The following is a 7,743-nucleotide window of genomic DNA, read 5'->3' on the forward strand; positions in this document are numbered from 1 at the left end:
AACCACCGCGGAAAGCCCCGCAAACTGCGCGGGGCTTCAACAGCGCAGACGATCGCGAAACACTCGTCCGCGAAGGCGGACATCGCGTTTTCCCAGCCGCGAATTCATTCGCCCCGGCGTTCGGCGCCCGGATCCCTGCCTTTGCGCCTCCCCACGCCTTCTCCGCGGCGCGCCGAGAGGGCTCGGCGCGTTAGAGCGGCCTCACCGCGTCCGTGATGCGCCCGGTGGCGATCAGCTCGCGAAGCTCGTCGGCCAGCTGGGCGCTGGCGGCGACGGTGGCGCGCCACACGCGCACGCGCTCCGCGTCGGGCATGCGGTAGAAGTCGTTGCGGTCCGGGATCTTGCCGCCGGGAAGCCGCGCCACGAACTCCGCCGTGGGCGCCAGGATCAGCGCGCGGCCAAAGTTCTGCCACCGCGCCCGCCGCCATGCCAGCGCCTTGTCGAACCACCCCGGCACCACGTGCGCGTAGAAGTGCGGGTACAGCACGATCCCCTGGCCGGACCCGAAGTCCAGGTCCAGGTGGTAGTCGATCACCCCGCCGTCGCGGTGGATGCCCGCGGGCTCGCCGGGGATGGGCACGCCCTGCAGCACCATGGGGATGGAGCCCGACGCCAGCAGCGCGTGACGCAGGTTCTGCCGGGTGAGCGGCCGGTGCTCCGTGGGCAGGTCCACCAGCCCGCGGAACGGGCTGTCGTCGCCCGCGGTGTTGAAGACCACGCGCCGCATGTGCAGCCCCAGCGTGCGCCGGCTCACCAGGTTGCCCGCCGCCGCGAACGCCAGCCCCAGCATCTGCACCGCCGCGCGCTCGCTGGCGGCCAGCCCCCGGCACGCGGCGGTGATGACGTGCAGCCGGGCCCACGGATGCGTCAGCACCTCCTCCTCGCCCGTCTCGCCCAGCATCCCGTCCAGCACCGCCCGGATCGTCCGCGTCACCTCCGCCGGCGTGGGCTTCACCGCGTAGTGCTGCTCGATGTATCCCTCGCGCAGCCGCTCGATTCCCGCCGCGGGATCGCGCAGCGCCATGCACGTCGTCCGCCACGCCCCGATGGACGCGCCGATCAGGTGCAGCGGCCTGTCGCGAGGCGGCCGGAAGAACTCGCCGAACAGAAAGCGGTCCAGCCCTTCCAGCACCAGCCACTTGGGCCCGCCCGCCGCGCCCGGCACCACGTCCACGTCCTCCGCGCGCAGCCCGCGCTCGCGGATGATCCGCAGTGCGTCGGGCCCGGCCCGGAGCGAGAGGGAAACAGGGGCGCGCGTCACTTGAGGGATTAGGGTACAGGGGACAGGTTACAGCCAGCCAGAGATCACCCGCGTCGCCCGCTTTTCACTTTCGCACTTTCGCACTTTCGCACTCACGCACTCCCGCACTCCCGCACTCCCGCACTCCCGCACTCCCGCACTCCCGCACTCCCGCACTCCCGCACTCCCGCACTCCCGCACTCCCCCTCAAGGCTCCACCACCTCCTGGTCCTCCGGCGACGGCGTGGGCGACTTGCGCGTGCGGCCGGCCTGGATCGCCACCCACACGCCGGCAAAGATCAGCACCACCGCCGGAAGCATCCGCGCGGAGATGCGCTCGCCCAGGAACCACGCCGCCAGCGCCGCGGTGATCGGCGGCTGCATGTAGACGAAGGTGCTCACCAGGCTGCTCTCCGCCCGGCCGAGCGCCCAGGTGTTCAGGTAGTACGCCGCCACGCTGGGCAGCGCGACGATCCACGCCATCGCCAGCCAGCTGGTGGTGCTCATCCCGCCCACCTCGCGCACCGCGGGGACGATGCCCCACGGCAGGATCCCCACCACGCCAAAGGTGAACACCCAGGTGATCACCGTCAGCGCGTTGTAGCGGCGCAGCAGCCCGCGCGAGATCACCAGGTAGATGCTGTACGAGGCCACGTTCAGCAGCGCCAGCAGGTTGCCCAGGGCGCTCCCCTCGTGCAGCCCCACGCCCACCAGCACCAGCGCGCCGCACCCCGCCAGCGCGATTCCCAGCCACTTGGCGCGCGTCGCCGTCTCCTTGCCGGCGAGGATGGCGATCAGCAGCGTCATCGCCGGGCCCGCGGTCACCAGCGTCTGCGCCGCCGTGGCCGTCGTCAGGCTGAGCGCCGTGATGTACAGCAGCTGGTTCAGGATCACGCCGAACAGCGAGTACGCAGCCAGCAGCCGGTAGTCGCGCCACGACTGGATGCGCTCGCGCACCAGGACCCGCTGCAGCACCCAGAACAGCGCCGCCGCCCCCGTCACGCGCAGCAGCGCCAGCGCCGGGCTGCTCAGCTCGCGCAGCGCGATCTTTACCGCGATGGGCAGCGTGGCGAAAAGCACCTGCACCAGCACCAGCGCCAGAATGACCTTCGGAGACTTCAAGACGGCTCTGCTTCTTTGGATTCCGTGCAAAAAGCTCCGGCCCCGCCGCGGTGGCGAGGGCCGGAGTCGGTCATGGGCGGGCACTCACGATCCATGCCCCGCGCGCGACAATCTGCATTCCACGCGGGCGCTCCGACAGGGACACGGCTGGATTCGTCCGCGATCAGTCCGCGGCTGGCGCGTTCGGGGCGCGGGGGTTACGTCCGGGGGAGCGGGTGCGTATCTTGCCGCCCGCAGCAGCACACTTACGGAGCCAGATCACACGGGGAGGAACCGGATGAGCGAGACGCACGACCACGAGCACGCGGGTCATGAGGAAGAAGGGTTCGGAGTTGCCCTGGGCTTCCGGATCTTCGAGGCGGATGGGGGAATCTACATGGCCGAGGCCGAGGTCTCGTCGTACGTGGACGATCCCAACTCGCTGGGCGCCACGCTGGTGTTCCACTCGCTGACGGAGCTGGACCCCACCTCCGCGCCCGACGAGGACGACGAGGAGCTGGGCTGGCGCATCGACATCGACGACGAGCTCACGCGCACCGAGGGCTCGCCCATGCGCGAGCAGTTCCACGGCATCCTGCGCCAGCTGGCCGGCCTGAGCGAGGACGACCTGCGGGCGTACCTTACGCAGGCCCGCGAGGAGTCGGGGATGGAGGAGGAGGAGTCGGCGGAGTAGGGGACAGGTTACAGGTTACAGCCTGCAAACTGCTTCCGGTACGATTCACCCTCCCTCGGCACAGGCCGGGGGAGGGTGAATGCGTTAGGGCTCCACGCTCCCTAAGTGGGTGTTGCCAAACCTCCGAGCGTGATTGACTTCCTGAGGGAGGCGCCGCCCGCAACTCGCTTGCACACTGCACCTTCGGTCGCGCGCAATCCGTAGTGTGACTTCTGGTTACACGTGATGCGCTCCCTCAGGAAGTCACCGCTTCGTTTGGGATTTGAGGTTTAGCAACACCCCTCTAAAGAGGATGACAATCAGCGCACGCTCCAGACAGTCATTCCGAAGGAGGCGCCGCACGAACCGTCTTTCACCGTGCAGTCTGGCGCCGACTGAGGAATCTACCGTCGGGTTGCTGGAGGCCGGCCGGCGCACGACGCACTCGCGGCAACGACGCCCGCCAGACACCGCGACCCTCCGGCCGCCTGCCGTGATCCCGCCTGGCCCTATCCGGCCTCCGTCATGGCCGCGACCGTGGAGCGGGCTGCCGCGTCCGGCCACGAGCAGTCGGAGGCTAGATTCCTCGGCCCTGCAACCTGAGGGCGCGAGGGGCAGCCTACGGCGTGGCCGGGCCTCGGAATGACATCGCGCGCCGGGCCCCACGTTCCGACCCCTGTCCGGCTCCGTCATGGCCGCGACCATGGAGCGGGCTGCCGCGTCTGGCCTCCAGCAGTCGGAGGCTAGATTCCTCGGCCCTGCAACGTGAGGCGCGAGGAGCAGCCTTCGGTGTGGCCGGGCCTCGGAATGACAGCGCGGGCTCTTGCTGTAACCTGTCCCCTGTAACCTGTCCCCTATTCCCTATTCCCTATTCCCTATTCCCTATTCCCTATTCCCTATCCCCTCAGTTCCGCCTCGAACACCGCCCGCAGCGTCCGCGCAAAGCCGCCCACGTAATCCACCCCGCCGCGCCCGCCGCTCAGGTACGGGTCCATCACCGTGCAGCGGATCACCGCCAGCGCCCCGGCGCGGTGGTAGTCGTCGCGGCTGAAGCCCAGCGCCTCCACCAGCGGCACCGCGGCGTCGCCGTACTCCGGCTGCCGCAACTCGGTCTTGGTCACGAAGTAGTCCAGCATCCGCGCCGATCGCGCGTCGCTCACGCTCATCGCGCCGTAGACGCGGGCCACGAAGGCGTTGGTCTCCTCCAGCGTCCGCAGCTCCGGGTGGCCCACGGCAAAGCAGACCAGGTTCAGGTCCGGCGCGGGGAGCGGCACCACGCGAAACGGCGCCCAGTCGCCCGCGGACAGGCGGCGGTGCAGCGTCCGCGCGCCCCGCGCCGTCTCGCCGATCAGCCGTCCGTAGCCGCGCGCGTCCAGCGGCAGCACCTTGTGGCTCATCCACACCGACGCGGCCGCCGCCCCCGGCTTCGAGCCTTCCAGGATGAAGCGCCCGATGTACCCCCACTCCGACGCGCCGCGGTGAAACAGGTACGGTGCCTCCACCGCGATCAGGTCGCGCGAGCGGCGGTCCGCAAAGCTCACCGCGCCCGCGGGGTAGGGCACGAAGCCCAGCTTGTGCGGGTCGATGGTGACGGAATCGGCGCGCTCCATGGCGCACAGTCCGCGATACACCCCCTCTTCCGGCCACACCTCCGGCGCGTAGTCGCGCAGCGCGTCCTCGTAGCTGCGCCGACTGCCGTCCGCCCCGCGGGTGATGGACGCCGCGTAGCCACCCCACGCCGCGTCGGCGTGCAGGTAGAAGCCGACGCCCAGCTCGCGCCCCATCCGCTCGCGCACGTCGGCCAGCAGGTCCAGCCGGTCCACCGCGCTCTCCTCCGTCGTGCCGATCACCGAGATGCAGGCGATGATCGGCTGGCGGCGCTCGGCCAGGCGGCGGATGCCGAACTCCAGCGCCGCCGGGTCCATCCGGAAGCGCCCGTCCACCGGCACGTGCACCAGCTGCGCGCCCCCGATCCCCAGCGTACGGCAGATCTTTTCCCACGAGTAGTGCGCGGTGGAGGGCACCAGCACCACGCCGGGCGCCAGCGCGTCGCCGTACACCGCCGTAAGCCGGCGGCCGAACTCCTGGAATCCCATCCCCTCCAGCGAGTTCTCCGCCAGCGCGTGCACCGCCTGGTACGCGTCGCCCACGCGCTCGCGGTAGCGCGCCGCCAGGTCCAGCGCCGCCGTCGGCGCCAGGTTCAGCATCTGCCACAGGTCCAGCCGGTCCAGCGGCGCCGTGGAGCCGTCCGGCAGCTCCGCCGCCAGCCCGCCGACCCCCATCGCCTCCGCCGCCCAGCGCACGGCCACGGGAAGGTACTTGACGTTGCGGGCCACCCACAGCGCCTCGTAGTTGGCCACCGTGCCGCCGCTGGTCAGGTGCCCCCACTGCGTCTCGGTGTCGTAGCCGATCATCCGCGCCAGCTGGTCCGCCACCTCCAGCTCCATCCGCGTGGTGACGGGGCTGGCCTCGGCCGCGACGTTGTTGGGGTTGTACAGCATGGTGGCAAACCAGCCGATCAGGCTGGCCATCGTCAGGTCGCTGGTCATGTGCCCGATGTACCGCGGGCTGAAGAACGGCACCCCCGCCTTCAGCTCGCCCAGCAGCCCCATCAGCTCCTGCGACAGGGTGCTGATGGCGCGCTGGTAGTCGGGGCTGTGCTTTTCCCCCTCGGTGACGTGAAATCCGTCTTCCGGGTGAAAGTTGCGGCGCCAGAACACGTGGTCGCGAAACGCCTCCAGCAGCAGGCGCTCGAAGACGTCGGCGTTTTCGCCCTTGGGTCCCAGAAACACCGACGCGAGGTCCAGCGGGGCCTCGCGTCGCGGCGCATTGCGGTAGTCGGTCATCGGTCGATCCGTTGCGGTGATGTCGGCGGATCAAAGATGCGGTGCGGCGGGGGCCGGGGCAAACGCCGATCATCCGGATGCGCGTCGCCCCCACCCGGCACGGCGCCAGGTGGGGGCGATACGATCCGACGACGCCTGGTGGATCAGCAGGGCGTGGTCCAAGCCGTCGGGCCGGCGCAGGTGCCCTCGATGTCGCACGAGTCCCTCGGCACGCAGGTGAATGCCCCGTTGGTGGGGGCCGTCCCGCATCCGGAGTCCTGGCCGTAGCACGTCTGGCGGCAGCTCTGGTTGGAGACGCCGTCGTTGCAGCCGCAGAACTCGTTGGTGTAGCACACGTACGGCGCGGAGTACTGGTGCGCCTCCACCGTGCCGCGTCCCGCCTCGTTCTCGCTGGTGGCGAACGACTCCACCCGCAGCTCGTCCAGCTTCAGTTTGCGCGTTTCCATGTGCTACCTCCGTGATGGTCGATAAAAGCACTCCCCTTGCCGGATCTCCGTCGTGGCGCAGCGAGTCGCCACCGCCCATGCCGGCTTCCGCACGGAGTGCCCGTGCCCCCCGCCACGCGGACGCCCGGCGGGTGTCTTCTACGGTAATGGCATATAAAGAACCGCGCAAGATCTGTCATAGCATATCATATATCTTTCTGCTGAAGGCGTGAACGGATCGGTGCAAGCGGTGCCGTCAGGACACGGCCCTGCATCGGCGGATGCGTTCTGTTTCCCAGGCCCGCCCGCCGTCATTACCTTTCTGCCCGCGGTTTCATCCCAAGCCGGCCGAGCATCCATGACCTCGATTCTTGAGACAGAAGAATGCCGCGACCCCCAACGCGCCTGAGGACCGTGAAGATCGCCGTTCTCGCCGTGCTGTGCCTCGTGCTGATCGCGTGCGTCGCCACGTGGGCCCGCCGGCGCCCGTCGCACCAGCGCGGGTGGGTGAGCGAGCAGGCCGTGCTCCCCTCGGTGACGATGTCGGGCGACCGCGTCCAGATCCGCAACGTGCGCGACTTCGCCTACCGCACCGGCAGCGACTTTACCCCCGCGTACCGCGACCGCACGTACGATCTCGGTCAGCTGAAGCGCGTGTGGTTCGGCCTGTCGCCCTTCAACCGCGACTGGCGGGGGCCGGCGCACGCGTTTCTCTCGTTCGAGTTCGCGGACGAGCAGTTCGTGGGCGTGTCCGTAGAGGCGCGGCGCCAGGCGGGAGAGAAGTATTCGCTGTGGAAGGGCGCGCTGCGGCAGTACGAGCTGATGTACGTGATCGCCGAGGAGCGCGACCTGGTGGGCGTCCGCGTGGTGAAGGACGATCCCGTGTACCTGTATCCCATGAAGGCCACGCCCGGACAGGCGCGGGCGCTGTTCGTCCGCATGCTGCGCCGCGCGCGGCAGGTGGAGCGGCGGCCGGAGTTCTACAACACCTTTTCCAACAACTGCACCACCAACATCCTGGCTCCCGTCAACCAGATCGCGGAAAAGGACATCCCGTTCGGGCTCGAGATCCTGCTTCCCGGCTACTCCGACAAGCTGGCGCACGAGCGCGGCCTCATCGACACCGGCCTGCCGCTGGAGCAGGCCCGCGCGCGCTTCGAGGTGAACGAGCGCGCCAGGGCCGCCGCCCACGCCCCGGACTTCTCCGCCCGCATCCGCGGTTGAATTGCCTCTCTTTGACCTCCACTCAGCCGTGACTTCCTGAGCGGAGAGGGTGTTGCTAAACCCCCGGTCTCACAAAGAAGCGATGACTTCCTGAGCTCGACTTTGTCCAATTCGAAGTCTTAGGGCGGCGGCAGGTCTCGCCAAAACACCCGTCCAGTTTACATTGGGTGCATGTGCCTACCTGCCCCTGCAATCGCGATCGGATTTGCTGAGTTCGAGGCGCTCATCGTCTCG

General features: G+C 69.2%; 6 protein-coding genes. 2 read left to right on the forward strand and 4 right to left on the reverse strand.

Annotated features, from left to right (window positions below; translation table 11 throughout):
- Positions 1-190 precede the first annotated feature (190 nt).
- Positions 191-1,261: a patatin-like phospholipase family protein gene (locus tag VGC13_RS32265; RefSeq protein ID WP_331129477.1), complete on the reverse strand. Its 1,071-nt coding sequence runs from the start codon at positions 1,259-1,261 to the stop codon at positions 191-193.
- A 186-nt stretch (positions 1,262-1,447) separates the two neighbouring features.
- Positions 1,448-2,362 carry a DMT family transporter gene (locus VGC13_RS32270; RefSeq protein ID WP_331129478.1) on the reverse strand — a complete coding sequence of 305 codons (915 nt, stop codon included), beginning with the start codon at positions 2,360-2,362 and terminating at the stop codon, positions 1,448-1,450.
- 277 nt (positions 2,363-2,639) lie between these two features.
- On the opposite strand from VGC13_RS32270, the gene VGC13_RS32275 reads away from it, so the two are divergent.
- Complete coding sequence (locus VGC13_RS32275) at positions 2,640-3,035, forward strand: hypothetical protein (RefSeq protein ID WP_331129479.1); 396 nt, start codon at positions 2,640-2,642, stop codon at positions 3,033-3,035.
- An 875-nt stretch (positions 3,036-3,910) separates the two neighbouring features.
- Here VGC13_RS32275 and VGC13_RS32280 read toward each other — a convergent pair.
- Together VGC13_RS32280 and VGC13_RS32285 are read right to left on the reverse strand one after the other, a co-directional pair.
- Positions 3,911-5,860 (reverse strand): pyridoxal phosphate-dependent decarboxylase family protein, encoded by a 1,950-nt coding sequence (locus tag VGC13_RS32280; protein ID WP_331129480.1) that lies wholly within the window; start codon positions 5,858-5,860, stop codon positions 3,911-3,913.
- 143 nt (positions 5,861-6,003) lie between these two features.
- Entirely contained in the window at positions 6,004-6,306 is a 303-nt protein-coding gene (locus tag VGC13_RS32285; RefSeq protein WP_331129481.1) for a pinensin family lanthipeptide, read from the reverse strand.
- A gap of 393 nt (positions 6,307-6,699) precedes the next feature.
- Between VGC13_RS32285 and VGC13_RS32290 the strand changes: the two genes are divergently transcribed.
- Positions 6,700-7,509 carry a DUF4105 domain-containing protein gene (locus tag VGC13_RS32290; protein ID WP_331129482.1) on the forward strand — a complete coding sequence of 270 codons (810 nt, stop codon included), beginning with the start codon at positions 6,700-6,702 and terminating at the stop codon, positions 7,507-7,509.
- Positions 7,510-7,743: the final 234 nt, after the last annotated feature.

Origin of the sequence: Longimicrobium sp. (assembly GCF_036399255.1) — a bacterium.
GTDB lineage: Bacteria > Gemmatimonadota > Gemmatimonadetes > Longimicrobiales > Longimicrobiaceae > Longimicrobium.